Source organism: Parvularcula sp. IMCC14364, from assembly GCF_030758415.1.
Lineage (GTDB): Bacteria > Pseudomonadota > Alphaproteobacteria > Caulobacterales > Parvularculaceae > Aquisalinus.
In genome coordinates this window covers 1,429,973-1,449,798 of sequence record NZ_CP132334.1, presented here as the reverse complement: position 1 = coordinate 1,449,798, position 19,826 = coordinate 1,429,973, and the positions used below count along the sequence as shown (strand labels likewise).

Sequence of the window (19,826 nt, the reverse complement as noted above, 5' to 3'; positions counted from 1 at the left end):
TTATTCTCCGCCGATAAGCTCCAGCAGAGTATCATCAAAATCCTTTAAGTAAGTATGTAAAATTCTGCTGCGCTGCCCTCGAACGGATTCGAGTTTTTTGATATGTGTCTGCAAGTCAGTGATATTGCTCTCAACACCCCGGATTGTTTCTTGGGCGGCCTCTGCCAGTTCAAGCATTTCCTGCTTGATTGATTTCAAAGGATCGTCAGGGTCACTACTCATTTTTCCTTCTCTTTCCCTTACAGGATGATCCATATGGCTCGCGATCTGCTCAGCAAGCTCATCCAGTGACGCTGGCTGCGGTGGATGGGCGTCAATGGCAGACAGATCTGGCGTTTCTTTTTCCGCTTTATCGTCAGTATCAACTTCTGCCGCCACTTGCTGCATCAGCTTGTCTATATTTGCCAGGACCGGCGCAGGCTGATGAGATACAGGCTCAGCTGGTGCTCTGTTCTCGGACCTGATCGGCACGACGTTATCAGCTTCCGTCAGCACGGGCGGTGCGCCGGTTTCCACTGCAGGCTCTGGCTCTTCATCCAAACGGCTCACGAGCTCAGACTCCAGATCGGAAAGAACCGTCGCCAGAACCTCACCGTCGATCGTATCCTTCTCATCAATCACAGCCTGCAACAAAAGACGTTGGCATAAAGCATTGATTTTGCGTGGTATTCCGCCTGTTGCCTCGGCTATTTTCTCATGAGCCTGATCTGTAAACAGAGATGTGGAGTCCTCGAAGCCGGAAATCGACATCCTGTGAGAAATATAGGCGGCAACTTCCTCTTCGGTCAGTGGCCGCAGCTCACTCGAAGCGATCACACGCTGCCTTAATTGCTCCATATCAGGGGACGCCAACAAGCGTTTGAGTTCCGGCTGCCCGACCAAAAAGACCTGCAACAACGGCAATCCACCATAGGTAATGTTCGTAAGCTGCCGAATTTCCTCTATCGCACCAGCAGACATGTTTTGTGCTTCGTCGATGACCAGCAAAATCTGGCGACCTTCTTCTCGCTGATCAGTGAAAAAGTCACGCAAGGCATCAATTTTGGCGACCTTGCCCTGCCCGCGTGCATCTATGCGGAAGGCAGACATGGTATGTTCAAGAATTTCTTCCTGGCTCACAGGCCCTGGACTGATCACCGCAGCAAGTACATTGGCGGTTTCAAGTTCATGCAGGAATTGTTCGATCAACATAGATTTGCCAACACCAGCCTCGCCGGTGATGACAACAATGCCTTCAGCCTGTTGTACACCATACAAAAGGTATGACAGCACTTTGCGGTGCCGGTCGCTGTCGAAATAGAAGGATGCATCCGTGCTAAGACGGAATGGCGATCTATCGAGATTAAAGTATTCTTCAATCATGTGCGGTCCCGGCGAGGTTAATCCTCGGTTAAAAATCGAACGTCAGACCAATCGTTATCGCATTTTCCTTAAATTCCAGTGTAGCACTATCGGCCGAACGGTTTGTATGTCCGTATTGGATGAAAGCTGAAATGTCCTGATAAACGCGGTAACCGAAGCCCCCGAGAACGGACAGTGTTTGAGTGTCAGTGTCGAGAATGCTGGTATCCTGACAAAGCTGGGTCAGCGTTGCATCAGGCAGGCCAGCTGTTGCAGGATCAGTTGCCAGCGCTGCCAGACAATCTACCAGACTGTCCCCCCCATTGGCAGTCGTATACTGATAAGAGCCTCTGGCATAAGCATCCAGTTTGCGGGACAAACGCCGGTTCCAGGCACCATTCAGACTTATGGTTTCGGTTTCCTGAAATCCAAAATCGGCATCATCATATCCGACACGAAGTGTAAAATCGTTTTGGCCCGCGTTGGCCACAACAGCGAAATCAGCCGTGTTCGACCGGGCAAGGCCGGAGCGACGTTGCGTCAGGTCTTGAAGATCACTGTTGAAGTTGAGTGTCTGGTCAAGAACGTCACTCGCTGTGAGGTTCTGCAAGCGGCGCAGGTCTTCAGAGAATGCGAGCGTTTCGCCCTGCAGAATGTCCTGCTGTGCGTTTTGCAACTGTGCAGATGTGTTGAAGTTTCTGCTCAGATTTGCACGGAACCGCAGCCTGGATGAATAGATATACTCTGCCGCCCCCTCAATCAACGTACCGCCATAGCGCTCGCCAACTTCCAGTTGCGCCCGCGTGCGTCGGCCTGGTGTTGCCAGAAGACCGGCTTTCCAGAACACCCCGGAAAGCTCATCATCATCAAATGCGGGGTTGTTGTTGGTATCAATATCGTCATACCCAATTGTCCCGACTGCTGACAGTTTACGGCTTAGAGGGTAGCGCACGCTGCCTGAATAGGCATTCTGGTCAAAATCCACTTCTGGCAGCACGTCACTGCCCTGCTCCTGCGTTTGCGCAGCATATGCCCGCAAAGAAAAGGATAGCCTGTCAAGCAATCGCCCGCTTGTATATTCCGCCACGACTTCCTGACTTTGCGAGTCGTTGAGAAAATTATCGACGCCCTGCGCCGCATCCTCATCATCAATTTTGACATCAATAAATCGATACCGCGCCGCTACAGTACTTCGGTTTGAAAACTCAGTACGCAGATAAGGGCTTACACTGTAAGAATAGGAAGTGGCCTGTCTCTCGTTGGCCGCAATTGACTGTTGTGAAAACTGCGAGCGCTCATCCAAAGCGCGACGTTCAGTTGATGCGGCAAGGTCAAGATACAGAAGGTTATCAACAAATTCTGCCGTTGCTGCGCTTCGGATATTCTGATCGACGATAAAATGGTCATAAAGTTCCTGCCCGTTCTCTGAGGCTGGATCAAGATAACTGCCGACTTCCAGACGCCCATTGACAATGCCGGTAAAATTGACCCGGTCAATCAGCAAACCACCGGTAAATTCGACAGAGGCCAGACCGTCTTCGCTCTCACTGCCTTCAGGGGCCAGTGTGACGTTATCTGAGTATGTCAACTGCGGTGAAACACTCAAGGAATATCCAAGAAAACCTGACCTGTTATTAGGGGCAAACGGATCAACTTCATCCTCTGCCGGCTCATCGACAACTGGTTGCGCCAAAGCCACCTCTGGGGCGAGCAGAGCAATGCCAGCTATTGCGCATACCGCAATGAAAACGGACAGGTGCCCAGCATCATGACGCGCCATCGGTTTATCAGCAGTAAATTCATCAGGATTACGCATACTGTTAATCGTCCTGTCCTTTGGAGTCGCTGTAATACTCTCCGTATGATCCGTAGTGACTGAATTTCCCAGGCACCAGGGCTTGGTTGAGCACCAGCGAAATGCTGTCATTAAACTCCAGAACTTCTTCGAGAGCAGCGGCAATCGCAGACTCCGGCGTATTGTTGGCCTTCACAACAAAGACAACCTCGTCGGCATGTTGCGCAAGAAGAGCTGCCTCTGGCGCCGCCAAAATAGGCGGTGCATCAAAAATAATTAAGTGGTCAGGATACGCCGTAGTCAGTTCCTGCACGACACGCGCCATCTCACCGCGTTCAAAAACATCACGCGGAATATCACGTTGCTGTCCTTCTGACAGCAGCAACAGAGAGTGACCGCGAACCTTAACCACAATGTCGGATAATGGCAGGTCAGGTTTGCGAAGTTTGTCACTCAGGCCTGGTAGAGAAGGTAAATTCAGATATTTGAAAACGCGCGGGCGCGGCATGTCAGTATCGACCAGCAGCACATTTATACCGTCTTCAATGGCAAGACTGAGCGCGAGATTGATGGCCGTAAATGTTTTACCTTCAGCTGGCGAGGTAGATGTCATGAGAACGCGGCGACGTGACTGGGCGCCGAGAATCGATCTTTTGCTTTTGCGGCCAGAAAGGTCGTTTTTGTAATATTTCAGGCGTCTCAAAAGGCGCCGTTTGATGGCGCGTAATTCCTGGGGAAGGCGCTCAGGCTTTGATGTTGGGACAAACAATCCCTGCTGCGCGAGATGGCCATAATCCAGCTCAGCCTCAAGACGAAAAGCTGTTTCGGCTTTTCGCTGTTTCCTTTGCTTCGTTGTTTCCCCTGCCCGCTGCGCACTGTTTCCGTCCCGGAGACTCTGAGCGGCTCTTTGCACAAGACTCATTATATCCCCTCCTGCAAATAGATGTCAGTGCTATCTGCTGCCACGCTTTGAGCTGACGGCCCCTCCGGCACATAGATGATCTGATACCAGAACAACGCAATCGTTGCTGCGCCAAGCGCTGCACAAATCATGCCCAATGAGACACGTTCAAAAAGCTTCACGGTTCGGTAACGCGGCGTAAGCACCGGGGAAACAGCTCCAAGCACTGGAAGGCCAAGCGCTTCCTGCATCTGGTTTGCCATCGTGTATGATGTGTCAAAATGCGTAATCAGGAAGGCAATACCACCAGCAAGTCCGGCTGCTGCGAAGAGAATAAGGAATGTCAGAATACCCCGGGGTGGCGAACTAGGCTCGGCCGCCACAACAGGCGCTTCAAATATCTTGTACTCAATCGTACCGCCGCCCTCACTCAGATTGGCTGTGATCGCGAGGCTACTTTGCTGGCCAAGCAACTCCTTGTAGAGATTTTCAACCTGCGTGTAGCTGCGCATCATCTCCTGCAATTCAGCCTGCACCGCAGGCACCTGACCGCTCAACAGTGTGTAGCGCTCAATGTCCTGTTCAATCCTTGACTTTCTTTGGGCCAGCTCCTGCACTTCACCCTCAACAGAGCGCAGCGTAGTCTCGAGCCGCAGATATTCCGGATTGTCAGGCAACCCGGCACCACCTGCCTGCAGTTCAGCTATCTTCGCCCGCAACCCTATTATGTCCGGATGATTGTCAAGATACTGACTTTCTAGCTGGGCAAGCTGGATCTTGAGCGTATCAAGTTCACCTTTGGATGTTGTTCTGGGTGTTGCGGCAAGAAGACGCCGCAATTCATCCCGGTTACGGATAGCCCTGTAGCGGGCATCATCAATTCTGGTCAGTTCACTTTCAAGCAGATCGAGCTGCCGCAATGTCCTGTCATCACCAGCCAGTTCGGCGGCATGCTGACGACGAAACTCCGATATTTCTTCGTCTTTTTCTGCAAGCTGTTGCTCAAGATTGTTAATCTCCTGCTCAACCTTGCCCACAGCCTGACGGCTCTGGACGATACCTGCACCGATATCCTGCTCGATGAAAAGATTGACTACCTGGTCGACAACACGCTGTGCGATAACCGCATCGTGGTTGCCATAATCAATGTAAAAATACTGGCCCTCTTCATTCACAACAGAAATATCATTCTGGAGATCCTGCACAACACGCGACAGTTCCGTTTCATTCGTAAGTTCGGCAGCCAGACCAGAACTTTTCGCCACAATCTCCATATTTTCACGTGAGAGAAGTTGCAGGCGCATGACCCGAACACGCTTCTCAAAATCAGCGGAAGTAGCAGTTTTGTCGATGAAACTGCGCAGGAAAGTATCCGTATTCAGATAAACCTGCGCCCTTGAGGTATATACATCTGGCGCCATCAACAGGAAAAACCATCCCAGCAAAGCCACAGCCCATGTCAAAGCGGCGATCAGCCAGCGCTGCCGCCACATACCGACGATATACCGAACCAGAGGTTCGGGAAGATCAGATAGTGAAATCAAGACCGTCTCCGCTCTTGCCAAGCTGTTGCCACATTAAAAAATACTCTCCGGGATAAGGATGACATCGCCCGGAGCTACGGGGACATTTGCCCGCACATCTGCCTTGCGCATCAGGTCATCCAGCTTCAGACGATAGGAATTTCTGTTACTGCCGCGCCCTCTGATCAGAACGGCCTTGTTGCCAGCAGCAAACTCAGTCAAGCCGCCAACAGCAACCATCACGTCGAGAACAGTCATGCCAGCCTGATATGGCAGGGCGACTGGCCTTTGCGCCTCTCCCAATACGCGAACCTGCTGATCGAAGGTCGAGGAGAACTGGCTGACAATGACTGTCACCTCAGGAGTGCGCACAAAATCAGCCAGCACGACTTCAAGATCTCGCGCCAGTGCAGACGGCGTTTTACCTGCTGCCAGCATGTCTTCCACAAGCGGTGTCGAGATACGGCCATCCGGGCGCACAACAACATCTGTAGATAGTTCCGGCGCGCGCCAGACAAATACCTGCAGCTGGTCCAAAGGACCGATCAGATATTCCGGCGTTGAGGCCAGTAACTGATCAGGGGACTGGGGTTCCTGCCCGTCCCCGTAACTCAAATCATTCCCGCCGATGCCCTCACATGCACTCAGGAAAATAAGCGAGACCATGATCAGTCCCGCGAGTTTTGGAATTGCGGTTAAAAATTTCATCATGCAGCACTCACCTCTTGCCCGAATTTCCTGGTAACCGGATGCTATTTCCCGGGTTCCAGCCCTAATATTGTGTCCAATTTGATACAATTTCTGCCTGATACTGCATAGGGGTGACATCCTTACTGTTATCTTAAGACAGGCTGTCACCGCCTAGCGGCTACCAATACCTTTCACAGCAACCTTGATGGTGCGGATGATGATGAAGAGGTCCAGCACAAAACTGAAATGCTTGATATAATAAAGGTCGTAAGTCAGCTTCTGACGCGCATCTTCAACTGAGGCACCATAGGGATAGCGAATTTGCGCCCAGCCTGTGAGCCCTGGCTTAACCAGATGGCGATCGTTGTAATGCGGAATCTCAGCTGCCAGCATTTCTGTAAATTCAGGGCGTTCAGGGCGCGGCCCGACAAAACTCATGTCACCCTTGAGAATATTGAAAGCCTGAGGGATCTCGTCAATCCGGGTCTTGCGGATAAACCTGCCAACGCGGGTAACCCTGGCATCATTGCCTGCGGCCCATTGAACGCCTGATTTTTCAGCATCAACGGTCATGGAACGAAACTTGTAAATGCTGAAATGCTGACCATTCCGGCCAACCCTGATTTGCTTGTAAAATACGGGGCCAGCAGACTCCAGTTTGATCAGCGCTGCAGTAAGCAGAAGAACCGGTGCTGTGAAAATCACCAGCAACAGGCTCGCGCTCATATCCACGGCCCTTTTGGCACCGCGCGCCCACAAGCTACCTGTTGCAACAGGATTTGGCGCAACCTGCTCAACGGAGAAAGTATCGAGATCGACCTGCCCCAGAAGGTGCTCCGGGGTGGTTGTTGGCGAGGTAAATATAGAAAGTGCCTGACGCCCAACCCATGTTTTGATGATCCGCTTACGCTGAGGAAATGCGAGCATGGCCGCTTCCTGCGCTGATCTGTCCAGCGTCAGGACATACAACGCGGCAGCTGCAAAGCTGGCAGCAAGGCCACCATATACCACCACGAGCATGTCGATATTACTCAACGCCTCGACAAACACCCCAAAATCCCCATCAAACAAGGACATCCCTGCCTACTCCGCTGATCAAACTATTGACCAGTGAGAAGCAGGATGCATGCCATGCTTAAACTCGCTTTAATACACGTGCGCTACAAAGTGGCAAGTAACTTTTTGCACCGCAAAAAAGCGAGCAAAACACTGGGGAAACACCAAATACGGGTATTCTGGAACCTTGAAAATTCTCAGCCTGACCACTCTTTATCCCAATACAGCGAATCCACATCATGGCATATTCGTGGAAAATCGCCTGCGCCATGTCCAGAAACGGCACAACCTTGATTTGCGCGTTGTTGCTCCTGTGCCATGGTTTCCGTTCAAATCCGGCATTTTTGGATCATATGCGCGATATGCGCGCGCGCCGCTGTCAGAAACGCGCCATGGCATAGAAGTCAGTCACCCGCGCTATATGCTGCCACCCAAAATCGGGATGACAGCAGCAGCCTATACTCTTCAGTGGTGCTTTGAAGCAGAGATGCAGCGCCTGATCGATGATGGCTGGGACTTCGATCTGGTCGACGCGCATTACTACTATCCTGATGGTGTGGCAGCCGCGCGGGCGGCGGAGAAGTTCGGCAAACCAGTCGTCATCACGGCACGCGGCACCGATATCAACCTCATCCCCCAATACAGACGTCAGAGGGACATGATCCTTGAAGCCTCTGCGATAGCCGCCGCAAGTATCTCTGTCTGTCAGGCGCTGAAGGACGAGATGGGTGAGATCGGGCTTGCCAAGGAAAAAATCCAAGTTTTGCGCAACGGCGTTGATCTGACCATGTTCAAACCTGTCGACAGAGAAACGACACGCCAAAAACTTAACCTGACCGGCAAAACCATCCTCTCTGTGGGGCACCTGATAGAACGCAAGGGCCACCACCTGATTATAGAAGCCATGGCAGCCATGCAGGATGTGACTCTTCTGGTTGCTGGTGACGGCCCTGACAAAGCCGCTCTATTAGCACAGGCTGAATCTGCTGGGTGTGCAGACCGGGTTCGTTTTCTGGGTGCTGTGCCACATCATGACCTGGCAGAAATTTATAGTGCAACAGATATTCTGGTTCTCGCATCATCCCGCGAGGGCTGGCCGAATGTGCTTCTCGAAGCACTGGCCTGCGGCACACCGTGTGTTGTCAGCCCGGTATGGGGCAATGCAGAAGTCATTACGGCACCGGCGGCAGGGGTTGTTTGTTCAGCCCGCTCACCCGAGGCCATCGCCGATGCTGTGAACAGAGTTTTTGCCAACCCGCCTGACAGGGCTGAGACACGAAAATTCGCAGAGCGCTATTCCTGGGACCAGACATCTGATCGCGTGATGCAACTCTATTCCGAGACTGTTGAAAATCATGCCGACAGACCGATGGCACGGATCGCTTCACCTGACTGGTCAGTAGAGCGTCTATGTGAGTTGCCGGACATAAGCCCGTCCCTTCTCGTGACCGTCGATACCGAAGAAATTTTTGACTGGGACAATTCAGACTACAAAACGCATAAGGTCGCGCCGCCTGAGGACATTGCCCGTTTTCAGTCTGTGTGTGACCGGAATGGAATCAAGCCTCTTTATTTCATTACATGGCCGCTGATGCAGGACGCAGCGAGTGTTGCTTATTTCAAAACCCTGCATGAAACAGGCAAAGCGGATCTGGGATTACATCTTCATGCATGGGTGACACCCCCTTTTGAGGGGGAACATACAGCTGTAACTTCCTACCAGTGCAATCTGTCAGCGACGTTGCATCGGCAAAAGCTCCGCACTTTGATTGATGCATTTGAAAAAGTATTCGGCTTCACGCCAATATCACACCGTGCGGGGCGCTACGGTGTGTCGCCAACAGTTCATGAGCATCTTGTCGAGGCGGGAATAAGATATGATTTTTCACCGGGGGCCGGGTTTGATCTGTCGCACGATGGCGGCCCGGACTTCTCCGCGACTGGCAACACTCCATGGTGGCGAAAAGCTGACAATGGCAATGAAAGCCTGCTTTGTGTTCCTGTTACAGGTGGCCGTTCGATAAAACGAACACGTAAAGTCATTTCCGGCTCCCCAACAGCGCGCGCGTTGCCCCTCCTCTTGAAGAAGACTACAGCGCCCCTGAGGCTGTCTCCGGAGAATTTCGAACTCGAAGACCTGAAGGCCCTGACCCATGCTGTGCGCGAAAACGAAACACCATTGCTTGTCTACAGCCTTCACTCAACGTCCCTGACGCCCCAGGCAACACCGTACTCACAGATGGAAACTGATATTGAAAAAATTCTGGATACTACGGACAGCTATCTGAAGTGGTTCAATGGTGACATTGGCCGACCGACAGATCTGCACCAGCTGATATCTGATGCTAAAAATGCATAGCGACTAACCGCTGTTCAGTCGTCGCGATGTACTTTTTCCTTACGCTCGTGGCGCTCCTGCGCTTCGAGCGATAAAGTGGCAATAGGCCGTGCTTCCAGGCGTCGCAGAGATATCGGCTCACCTGTGTCTTCGCAGAAACCATATTCGCCATCATTAATGCGGCGCAGGGCCGAATCTATTTTTGAGATGAGTTTTCGCTGGCGATCACGTGTGCGCAATTCAAGCGCCTTGTCAGTTTCGCTGGAAGCTCTGTCAGCCTGATCGGGCATATGCAGGCTATCTTCCTGTAGCTGCCCGAGCGTATCCCGGCTCTCGCGCAGAATATCCTCTTTCCAGTCGTTCAGTTTTTTTCTGAAATACTCGACTTGTCGCTCATTCATGAACGGCTCGTCTTCTGATGGACGATACTCCTGAACCTCCGCAATTGACATCCTCGAAACTCCCTATGATGTCCGGTCCCGTTTATATGGCGTCTTTAGCCAAGGCACCTCGATTCAACAAGCGTGCAATATCGGGAATGCATTAAAAGTACATGACAAATTCGGGCCAAATGGGGCACAGGATTCAAATATTTGTGTGTTGCAGCGCAGCATGTCCTGCAAAACAGGCAATTAAATAGTCTCCCCTCATGCCACTTGCCCAAGAGAAGCGCGCTTTACAGTGTCGCAAAAAGACGAGTTGTGTCATATTCACACATAGTTTTTTGCGACTTTGAGGGTGACGAGATGCACATATCTTCAACAGGGCTTGATTTGATTCGGCATTTTGAAGGGTTGAACCTCAGCCCGGCAATGGACCCTGGAGGCACCTGGCGGGTCGGTTATGGCCATACAGGAGACGAAGCCGTCGCCCAAGGGGAGATAAATGTTTCCGACGCTGAACAGCTCTTACGCAGCGATCTCGAAATCCATAGAAGCTGGCATTCTTCAACTCGTCAAAGTGGAACTCGACCAAAACCAGTTGGATGCGCTTGCCTCTTTTGTTTTCAATATCGGCCTTCCTGCCTTCAAAAAATCTGTTGTATTGCGGCGCCTGAACAAAGGTGACGTAGTGGGAGCAGCAAATGCAATGTCCTGGTGGAATAAGGCGCTTATCAACCGGCAGGTGAAAGAGATGAGCGGTCTCGTACGACGCCGCTCAGCTGAGCGCGCTCTATTTCTAGAAACCTCAGGTATTGGAGAAGCCGGCGACGAAGCGGCTGATGCCAGTAGTATTCGACCAATAGAAAACAGGCCACGCCGTCACAATATTCTGGCATCACGTACATTTTCCGGCGCCGTTCTGGCGGGTGCGGCGGGCGCTCTTATCGCTGGCGCCAGTTTCATAGATGGGGCACCGTTTGACCTTAACCAGACCGGTGACAGCACTCATACGAATACCTCCACGGCGCTGAGCCTTATCGACATGGAAGGTTTCAAAGCGTCAGAATATCAGGATGTTTTTCAGCTGGCTGGCACCGTGATGATTTTTGTCGCAGTGCTTTACATTATTTATGCCCGCGTGGACGACTGGTTCAGATACCGCCGCTAGAGGCCGACAAGACGCTTCCGGGAGGGCGCAGCAGTCGTTCAAGAGCAGACGGCTAGTCGCGACCCAATCAGAACGTATCACTGAGACTGATGCGTAGAATCTGGTCGAAGCGGCGCTCCCTCAGCTCACTCGTTTGTGTAACACCCGGCACATCCCGGAAATCATCGAAGAAGGTACGATCAAACTTCTCACCAATATTCGCCAGATTGTTGACGCGCACTTCCAGATTCATCCCAAAGAAATCCTTGTCTTCAACAAATACTCCAATAAAGGGATCACTCCACTGGAACTGGCTAATTTGCAACAGGCCAAATTGTGGCGAGTCTTCAAAATACTCCGCAAAGAAACCATATGCATAATCAGTCTCAGGAATATCATGCCTGTATCCCACAAAACTGAACCACTCAGAATTACCACTGAAGGGTCGCTCGACTCCTGTCAGCGGGTCATCAACCTTCGTTTCCTGATAAAAGAAACTGAAATCGAGCTCACCGCCCTTGATGCCGAAATCGTCCAGTCTGATCGTTGAATCAATATCGACACCATACCGTTCAGCCTCCTCGATATTGCCCGGCCCCTGCCCGCGCTCCCTGTTTGGATCAGAAAGGTCTGCACCCGGTAATTCCAGCGGGATGGTGTCAACGATATCTTCAAACTGGCGCGCGAAGAATTGAACTGTGAATTGGCTGTTATTCTCGAATCTTTTCTCAAATTCGATTTCATAATTCCAGAACTGCGGCGGCACCAGATCGGGGTTGCCGGCGCGGTCAATGCCGTCCTGCAAATCGACAGAGCCAATGAACGAGAAGAAATTCAACTGGCCAACGCCACGTTCCAGCTTGAGGCGGATATCCATACTGTCGGATTTTTTATAGGACGCAGAAATAAAGCCTTTTGGCCGTGTAAAACTTCTTTCCTGACTGGCGTCAAAAGGTTCAACCGTATCAAGACCAGTGTCAGGATCTGTCACAGTCCGGCGGAATGTACTTTCCTGTGTAATCTCGGAATACTCCAGACCAACAGAGGCCTGCAGATCAATCTTATCACCAAGAGGACGGTTGTAGGCGATGGTTGTTTCAGCACGCTTCTCTTCAACGCGAGAGAAACTGATTGTTTCATCTATGACCTCAAACTCACCCTGGTCATTCAGCTGACTGACAACATCATCAATCTCGAGAAAGTTAAAAACGCCCTCTACGCCCAGTTCCCAGGAATGGTCTTCCTTGGGCGACCAGCTGTATTCTGCCCGGAAGATGCTCTCGCCTTCGTCAGCCTGACGCTCAAACGTACTGCCAGTAGGATCTTCACCCGGACGCCTTGTCGTAACCAGACTGAGAAACGGGCTGCTCTCATAATACTGAAGACCAATAAGTTTCAGTTCGCCATCCAGGAAATCAAACTTGTAGTCACCACTGATTTCAGTGTTCCACTCATCCTCGGAATTCAGGAAGTCGCGCACGAATGGTTGTTCAGTGGAGTCCTACGGAAAGCGGTCTGATCTTTCTGCGCCATCAAACTGAAACAGTGACGCCTGTGCATTAAAATTACCGACATCACCATTCTCGCGATTCCAAGTCAGGTTGGCGCTGATGCTGGGATTTTCACCGTAATTTTGGCCATCCTCTTCGCGGATCTCAAGGAGATTGCTATCATTATCGAGAACGATCTCGCGACCTGTTGCGCCACCTTTGAAGGAATCATTCTCCAGGCTGAGTGTATAAGACATGATGTCGCGCTCACCGCTGACCGAAATACTGCCATTATACAGGTCCGGCTTTACCCCCGTCCTGAACCTGATGTTCCACTCCCAACTGCCGCTGACTGTTGAATTGTCCAGAATAAAATTGGCAACCTGCCCATTCAGGCCGGGGATCCCCAGCGACGCTGCATCAACGATTTCAATACGTACAACATTGCTCGCCGGCGTGCGCTGCAGGATGTCCAGTGGGTCAGTCTGCTTGCCGGATACGCGTGCACCATTGATGATGACGTTTGTACCCCCCTGACCAAGCCCGCGCCCGCCATCACCTCGGCGTACTGAGAAACCGGGAATTTCGTTCAGCATGTCACGAGCCGTATTCGGTGAAAAACGGTCGAAAAACTCAGGCTGATATACCTCGCTGGTTGATTCCGGTGTCGTCGTGTCGGGAACAGTGCCCTCCTGTGCCGAAGCGGACAGGGCAATGAATGAAACGCAGCTTGCGAGACCTGCAAGTATATATTTTCTGGACGACATGATTCCCTCTCACTAATTCACTTAACTACTAAATGGATAGTATTATCCTGCGCCCCGTGTTAAGTTACAAAACCTCCATAGACTATCTCTTGCCTCACGTATCTATCAGCTTGCGGATTCTTACACGAATTTCAGGAAGTAATTCAGTCTCAAACCAAGGGTTTTTCTTCAACCAGCCGTTGTTTCGCCAGGATGGATGCGGCAACGGGATCATCACTGTATTTCCCTTTTTTTCTGCATCTCTGACAAGCTCAGGCCACTTCCTGACCGTATCAGTCAGAGTGCGTTCCATCTTTGAAACAAGATGCCAACGCTGTGCATGGTTGCCGATCAGAAAAACAAGCTCCAGTTGTGGCAGAAGCTCTGCCATCAAGCTGTCACGCCAGGTTTGCGCACAAATCGGCGGTGGCGGCAGATCACCGCCCTTCCCCGTCGGGCCATTGCCATCATAACCAGGAAAGCAAAATGCCATGGGTACAATGGTAATTTTAGAGGGATTGTAGAACGCTTCTTCACTTACCCCGAGCCAGTCGCGAAGCCGCACACCGGACGGATCATTGAACGGCTTTCGGGTCTGGTGTGTGAGGTTGCCGGGGGCCTGACCGAAAATACCGACCTTTGCGCCGGACCCGATTTGAAAGACTGGCCGCGCCTCCGGGATCAGACCCTGCTCCTCACAAACGGTACAGGCACGCATACTGCTGGTCAGGTTGCCCAGTCGGCTCACGCGTAAATAACGCCTATCACTGCCCCCGTCATCAGAGTGGTCAGCGTACCTGCAATCATGGCCTTGGGTGCCAGCGCAATAATATCTGACCGCCTGCTCGGTACCAGCCCGGACAATCCACCTATGACAATACCGAGGCTGCCGATATTGGCAAAACCGCAAAGGGAGTAAATCAGGATCAATTCCGTCCGGGCACTGAAAACACCTTCCTCAACACCGGCAAGCCTGAAATACGCCACGAGCTCATTCAGGGCTGTTTTAATGCCCATGATCTGACCAGCGTCAAAGGCTTCCGCCCATGGCACGCCGGCTAACCACATAAGCGGCGCAAACAGCCATCCCAGCATACGCTCCAGCGTCAGCGGCGCACCCCCAATATCAGGGATGAAGGCGGCCAGCATAATGTTGATGAGAGCCGCCAGGGCGATAAAAGCAAGAATGGAGATAACAATGTTGGCCCACAGCTTACCGCCCTCTGTAACGCCGTTCATAAAGGCATCCATTGACCCCTCATAGGAAAGCCCGTCACCCGCGTCCGACGCGGTTGGCACTTCATCTTTTTCAGGTGGTACCATAATCCTGCCAAGCAGCAGCGCTGCCGGAACAGATATGATCGACGCCACAATGATATGACCAAGAATGGATGGATCGATATTCTCCAGCACCGTCGTATATACGATAATCACCGATCCGGCGACGGTTGCATATCCCGATGTGATGACGGTGAAAAATTCAGAGCGGGTAATCCGTTCAAGATAGGCCCGGATCAACAAAGGCGACTCCGTCTGGCCGAGAAAGACATTTGCCGCAGCTGCCAGCGCTACAGCACCACCAACACCAAAGACACGCGACAGAGCAAACGCAAAGCCCTTCACAAGAACCTTCAGGATTTTCCAGTGCCATAATACGGCCGACAGGGCAGAGATAAAAACGACAAGCGGGAGGGCCTGAAAAGTGAAAATGAACAGGTTCGGGTCCTCGCCATCTACCTCAAAAGGCATCTGGTCACTGCGTCCGATATAACCAAACAGAAAATCGGTGCCCTGGGCTGTCGCCTGCTGCAACGCGATCACAACACCGTTCAGGGATGCCAGAACCTGCGTGGCTGGTTCGAATCTGAGAAAAAACAGGGCGATAGCAAACTGTGCGATCAGGGCAGAGACTGCATTAAGGACAGGAAACTGCCCCTTGCGCTCGGACAGGGCCCAGGCAATCCCCATAAAGGCGAAAAGGCCAAGAAAGCTCTGCCCGCGCAATCCTAGTTCAGTAATTTCCACGATCAATCACCCTCTTAAACCTTACCCCGGAACTGAGCCGCCATTAGTCTGGCGGCACGCCTTGCCCCGCCCGAACAGCACAGCTAAGCATCGCCAGACGCCGGAGCTACAGGAGAGCCTTCATGCTGCCAACCCCGCAAACAGACCTTAAGCCGAATACGCTGGAATATGAAATACTGCCGAAGGTAAAACCGACGGGTTTTCGCGAATATGATGCAAGATGGGTTTTTGAGAAAGAAATCAACCTTCTCGGCATACAGGCTCTAGGTGCCGGTCTGGGTACGTTGATCCGAGAACTCGGCAAAGAGCCGAGAATTGTCGTCGGTCATGATTTTCGCAGCTACTCAGCTTCCATCAAACAAGCGCTGACAGTTGGCTTGATGAGTGCCGGTATTGAAGTGAATGACATCGGCCTTGCGTTGTCTCCCGTTGCCTATTTTGCCCAGTTCGAACTCGACATTCCTTGCGTCGCCATGGTGACGGCTAGCCATAACGAAAATGGCTGGACCGGGGTCAAGATGGGCGTGAATGCCCCCTTGACGTTTGGCCCGGAAGAAATGGGCCGCCTCAAGGAGATTGTCCTGACCGGCGCATACAAATCCGCAAACGGTGGAGCCTACAAATATATTGAAGGCTTGCGTGAAAAATATATCGCGGACATTTGCGATGGTGTCAGTTTCAAGCGGAAGATGAAAGTCATCGCCGCCTGCGGCAATGGCACTGCCGGTGCGTTTGCACCAGAAGCACTTGAAAGGCTCGGCCTTGAGGTTGTGCCAATGGATGCAGAACTTGACCATACTTTCCCGAAATATAATCCAAACCCGGAGGATCTCGAAATGTTGCATGCCATGCAGGCAGCTGTGAGAGAACATGGCGCAGATGTGGCTCTTGGTTTCGACGGTGATGGAGATCGCTGCGGTGTGGTGGATAATGAGGGCGAGGAAATCTTTGCGGACAAGATTGGTGTGATGCTTGCCCGCGATCTTTCAGCGCAGCATGAAAATGCTGTCTTCGTGGCTGACGTAAAATCCACAGGACTGTTCATGACAGATCCTGTACTGATCGAAAATGGTGCGACGACAAAGTACTGGAAAACGGGCCATTCCTACATCAAGCGCTATTCCCACGAGATTGGCGCACTGGCTGGTTTTGAGAAATCCGGTCACTTTTTCTTCAACCAGCCCTATGGACGCGGCTATGATGACGGACTTGTGGCGGCCATTGCCATTCTGAATATGCTTGATCGCAACCCTGACAAGACACTGGCTGATTTACGGCGCTCCTTGCCGATGACGTACCAGTCACCAACAATGTCTCCTTATTGCGAGGATGAGAAGAAATATGATGTGGTAGCGAAAATCGTTCAGCACTTTGAGCAACTGGGCTCAGCAGGCGGTAGCCTCATTGGTCAGAAAATCCGTGATGTAAACACCGTCAATGGTGTGCGCATCACTGTTGAGGATGGTACCTGGGGACTGATCCGTGCATCTTCGAATAAGCCAGAACTGGTCGTGGTCGTGGAAAGCCCGGTCTCGGAAGAAAACCGCAATGCTATGTTCGCCGAGCTGGAAGCTGTACTGTCACAGCATCCGGAAGTCGGTGCGTTCAATCAAAAACTGTAAGGTCTCAGCATAATGACAATCACCCTTTACCACTTTCCGCAGAGCCGCTCACTACGCGTTGCCTGGTTACTGGAGGAAATGGGGCTTGACTACACTCTCAAGACCATTCCGCGGGCAAAGGCTCGTGAATATGCAAAAACACCCGAATATCAGGCCATCAACCCGCTTGGCAAATATCCAACTCTGATTGACGGCGACATGACGATGGTAGAATCCGTTGCGATCATGGATTACCTAATGCACAAATACGATGCCGGATCCTTGAAACCTGCCGTTGATACACCTGATTTTGGTCCGTACACACAGTGGCTGCATTTTGGCGAGTCCGGCATGGGCATGTATGTTATCATGCTTTTTGCCCATAGCTATCTGCTGCCAGAAGAACACCGTTCTCCAAAAATCGCGGAATGGGGCAAAGAGGAAACCCGTAAATGTCTTGAGTTTCTGGCCGCTGGTCTTGGTGACAAAGACTATCTATGCGAGTCAGGCTTCACCGCGGCAGACATCTCAATTTTTTACATTCTCTACCTGCTCAAGATTATCAGGCAGTTTGATGATGCGCCGGATAACCTCAAAACATATTTTGACAGATTAAAGCAGAACCCTGCCTGGCAAAAGATTTCTGCGATTGAGGAATGATGCCCAATCGCAGAAAGTAAACCAATGACGTTTATTCCTGCTCAAATGTCAGGCCGGCATTCGCTTTGAGACGCTCTATCAGGTGCCGGCCCATTGCGGGTGCCGGTGTCCAGATGCCACCAGCTGTGTCTTTCGCTTCCTGTGTCAGGCATATGGCGCTCTCGGCAATCATTTTTGATGTGGAGCCATAGCCGGGATCCATATCACCGGTAACACCAAGGCGAATGGACTTACCATCTGGTCCCTCTCCGACGAACAGTACGTCATAATGACCTGCCTCGCGCTCTGCCTTATCAGGCCCTTCACCCGGCTTTGGTGCATCATCACCCATCATGGAGTTATCACCAGCAATGGCATTGGCGATCTGCTCACCTTTTTCCCCATCGCCTGTCAGCATCATTTCATCATAAATGAAATCTTTTCCATACAGATGATCGAGCAGCAGATTTGAGCGATGGATATTCTTGGTATTAATCGCTGCCATAATGAAAGGTGCTGCCCAGCTGCCAAGGCTTTCATCATATTCAGGCTTGTTGCCTTTTGGTTGCTTTGGCCCTTCGAAACCGGGCGTCAGACAGAACGGGCTTTTGAGCCATTCAAGGATTTGCGGATCCTGAAATGCTGCTACCATAGTCGCCTTGAGACTGGCGGCAGTCCCGCCGGAGAACGTGCCCTGCATCTTGCGCACACGCCCTTTCACGCGCGAAACTGGTGCCCCGAACTCTTCCTTGGCGAGGGCCTGCAAGCCATACACACCAAGGTCGAACGGGATAGAGTCGAAACCGCAGGAGAAAACGATCCGTGCGCCAGATTTGCGTGCAGTCTCTTCATGGGCATCAATCATCTGCCGCATCCATGCAGGCTCACCGCATAGATCAACATAGTCTGTCCCAGAGGCAGCACAGGCTGCAACGAGGTCAGAGCCATAAAGCTGATATGGACCGACAGTCGTGCAGATCACCTGCGCACGGTCGGTCATCGCTTTCAAAGATGCGTCATCCCCGGCATCTGCGGTCACCAGCGGCGTATCATCAGGGGCACCGATCTCATCACGCACCTGCGCAAGCTTGTCTGCATTGCGCCCGGCCATGGCCCAGGAAACCTTGTCACCAACACCATATTGTCTTGCCAGATATTCTGCTACGAGACGGCCTGTAAAACCGCTTGCACCATAGACGATGACATCAAATTCCTTGCTCATTGTTTCTCTCTCTTTTCTTTAGTGATTATTCTGGTGGGATTTTATTCAGCAGGCGACTGCTCAGATACGGTCTCTGAAGAGGTTGTAACAGTCTCGTTCCGGTCGGTGTAAAGTGGCCAGAACATTTCGTGTTTCCAGTTTTTTTGCGGAATATTTTCGATGCCATATTCTGGCGGGTAAGTCTGGCTGATCTTTGCGGTGCCAAAAAGCACATCCCAGAAAAACAGCAGATTCCCGTAATTGCCCTTGTAGTTGGTCACGCCATCTTCCTTGTTCAGGCCATGATGGGCAAAGTGTGTTGTGGGCGTCGAAATCGTCCGCTGCATCACCCAGACAAAAGGCTTCAACCAGGAAATAGCGTAAAGTTTCTGATCCCACTTTACCGTAGAATGAGCGCCAAAAATTATGCTCTGCTTGATGATGATATAAACTGCGTAAACGGCGCCAAGACCGAGATGGATCAATGCAGCCCCGGCCCAGAGCGACGGGATGAGCAGGAAATAAAAGATATTGTTCCGGTAGGTCAGGCGTACGCCCATATAGTTACATGAATGATGCGCGCGATGCAGATTATACAAGGCAGGTACACTGTGACAGGTACGGTGCCACCAGTATTGTGTCAGGTCATCCCCCAGCAGAAGCACGATGACCATCAACCACCATGGGAGACCACTCCAGGCATTTGCGGAGCCCGGGAAGACAGCCTCTAATAATAGGGGTGTTACGTAAAAAGCAAACGGCGTGATTATCAGGAACAGCGATAGCGTGCCGACAATCTCAATCCAGATGTCCCCCGGCTTCATCTTTTCGCGGTTATGAAAAGTACCGATCAACAATTCCAGCAGCACAAAGCCAAACAGAATGACAATGATAATCGGTTTGTAGTCGATTGCTTGTTCCATCATTCAACCGTATCCGAAATTCTCGCC

At 51.6% G+C, this 19,826-nt stretch carries 17 protein-coding genes and 1 pseudogene; 5 read left to right on the top strand and 13 right to left on the bottom strand.

The window, feature by feature from the left end:
• The 6 genes from RAL90_RS06970 to RAL90_RS06945 form a co-directional block, all read right to left on the bottom strand.
• Complete coding sequence (locus RAL90_RS06970; protein ID WP_306253792.1) at positions 1 to 1,362, bottom strand: ExeA family protein; 1,362 nt, start codon at positions 1,360 to 1,362, stop codon at positions 1 to 3.
• Between the two features lie 28 nt (positions 1,363 to 1,390).
• Positions 1,391 to 3,157, bottom strand: a complete 1,767-nt coding sequence (locus RAL90_RS06965) for a TIGR03016 family PEP-CTERM system-associated outer membrane protein (protein WP_306253791.1) — start codon at positions 3,155 to 3,157, stop codon at positions 1,391 to 1,393.
• A 4-nt stretch (positions 3,158 to 3,161) separates the two neighbouring features.
• A complete protein-coding gene (locus RAL90_RS06960; protein WP_306253790.1) occupies positions 3,162 to 4,058 on the bottom strand; it encodes an AAA family ATPase in 897 nt (298 codons plus the stop codon).
• On the bottom strand, positions 4,058 to 5,581 hold the full coding sequence (locus RAL90_RS06955) for an XrtA system polysaccharide chain length determinant (RefSeq protein WP_306253789.1): 1,524 nt from the start codon (positions 5,579 to 5,581) through the stop codon (positions 4,058 to 4,060). Before RAL90_RS06955 ends, RAL90_RS06960 begins: the two co-directional genes overlap by 1 nt.
• Before the next feature lie 33 nt (positions 5,582 to 5,614).
• Positions 5,615 to 6,268, bottom strand: a complete 654-nt coding sequence (locus RAL90_RS06950; protein ID WP_372340444.1) for an XrtA/PEP-CTERM system exopolysaccharide export protein — start codon at positions 6,266 to 6,268, stop codon at positions 5,615 to 5,617.
• Between the two features lie 153 nt (positions 6,269 to 6,421).
• Entirely contained in the window at positions 6,422 to 7,327 is a 906-nt protein-coding gene (locus RAL90_RS06945) for an exopolysaccharide biosynthesis polyprenyl glycosylphosphotransferase (protein WP_306253787.1), read from the bottom strand.
• Positions 7,328 to 7,493: 166 nt separating this feature from the next.
• On the opposite strand from RAL90_RS06945, the gene RAL90_RS06940 reads away from it, so the two are divergent.
• A complete protein-coding gene (locus RAL90_RS06940) occupies positions 7,494 to 9,665 on the top strand; it encodes a glycosyltransferase (protein ID WP_306253786.1) in 2,172 nt (723 codons plus the stop codon).
• Between the two features lie 14 nt (positions 9,666 to 9,679).
• Here the strand turns inward: RAL90_RS06940 and dksA are convergent, their stop codons facing one another.
• A complete protein-coding gene (gene dksA, locus RAL90_RS06935) occupies positions 9,680 to 10,096 on the bottom strand; it encodes an RNA polymerase-binding protein DksA (protein ID WP_306253785.1) in 417 nt (138 codons plus the stop codon).
• 294 nt (positions 10,097 to 10,390) lie between these two features.
• On the opposite strand from dksA, the pseudogene RAL90_RS16310 reads away from it, so the two are divergent.
• Positions 10,391 to 10,516: pseudogene (locus tag RAL90_RS16310) on the top strand (glycoside hydrolase family protein); the annotation flags it as partial.
• A gap of 13 nt (positions 10,517 to 10,529) precedes the next feature.
• Positions 10,530 to 11,195, top strand: coding sequence for a lysozyme (locus RAL90_RS06930; RefSeq protein WP_306253784.1), 666 nt, complete (start codon positions 10,530 to 10,532; stop codon positions 11,193 to 11,195).
• Positions 11,196 to 11,262: 67 nt separating this feature from the next.
• Here the strand turns inward: RAL90_RS06930 and RAL90_RS06925 are convergent, their stop codons facing one another.
• The 4 genes from RAL90_RS06925 to RAL90_RS06910 all read right to left on the bottom strand — a co-directional run bounded on the left by RAL90_RS06925 (position 11,263) and on the right by RAL90_RS06910 (position 15,429).
• The gene (locus RAL90_RS06925; protein ID WP_306253783.1) at positions 11,263 to 12,654 is read right to left on the bottom strand and encodes a TonB-dependent receptor domain-containing protein; all 1,392 of its coding nucleotides are present in this window, start codon (positions 12,652 to 12,654) and stop codon (positions 11,263 to 11,265) included.
• Between the two features lie 21 nt (positions 12,655 to 12,675).
• Entirely contained in the window at positions 12,676 to 13,431 is a 756-nt protein-coding gene (locus RAL90_RS06920) for a TonB-dependent receptor plug domain-containing protein (protein ID WP_306253782.1), read from the bottom strand.
• A gap of 94 nt (positions 13,432 to 13,525) precedes the next feature.
• A complete protein-coding gene (locus RAL90_RS06915; RefSeq protein ID WP_306253781.1) occupies positions 13,526 to 14,158 on the bottom strand; it encodes a uracil-DNA glycosylase family protein in 633 nt (210 codons plus the stop codon).
• The gene (locus RAL90_RS06910; RefSeq protein WP_372340443.1) at positions 14,155 to 15,429 is read right to left on the bottom strand and encodes a NupC/NupG family nucleoside CNT transporter; all 1,275 of its coding nucleotides are present in this window, start codon (positions 15,427 to 15,429) and stop codon (positions 14,155 to 14,157) included. Before RAL90_RS06910 ends, RAL90_RS06915 begins: the two co-directional genes overlap by 4 nt.
• Positions 15,430 to 15,557: 128 nt before the next feature.
• On the opposite strand from RAL90_RS06910, the gene RAL90_RS06905 reads away from it, so the two are divergent.
• Together RAL90_RS06905 and RAL90_RS06900 are read left to right on the top strand one after the other, a co-directional pair.
• A complete protein-coding gene (locus RAL90_RS06905; RefSeq protein ID WP_306253779.1) occupies positions 15,558 to 17,057 on the top strand; it encodes a phosphomannomutase/phosphoglucomutase in 1,500 nt (499 codons plus the stop codon).
• A 12-nt stretch (positions 17,058 to 17,069) separates the two neighbouring features.
• Entirely contained in the window at positions 17,070 to 17,696 is a 627-nt protein-coding gene (locus tag RAL90_RS06900) for a glutathione S-transferase family protein (protein WP_306253778.1), read from the top strand.
• 31 nt (positions 17,697 to 17,727) lie between these two features.
• On the opposite strand, the gene RAL90_RS06895 is transcribed toward RAL90_RS06900, so the two are convergent.
• Both RAL90_RS06895 and RAL90_RS06890 read right to left on the bottom strand, forming a co-directional pair.
• Positions 17,728 to 18,897 carry a trans-acting enoyl reductase family protein gene (locus RAL90_RS06895; RefSeq protein ID WP_306253777.1) on the bottom strand — a complete coding sequence of 390 codons (1,170 nt, stop codon included), beginning with the start codon at positions 18,895 to 18,897 and terminating at the stop codon, positions 17,728 to 17,730.
• Between the two features lie 41 nt (positions 18,898 to 18,938).
• Positions 18,939 to 19,802: a sterol desaturase family protein gene (locus RAL90_RS06890; RefSeq protein WP_306253776.1), complete on the bottom strand. Its 864-nt coding sequence runs from the start codon at positions 19,800 to 19,802 to the stop codon at positions 18,939 to 18,941.
• Positions 19,803 to 19,826 lie beyond the last annotated feature (24 nt).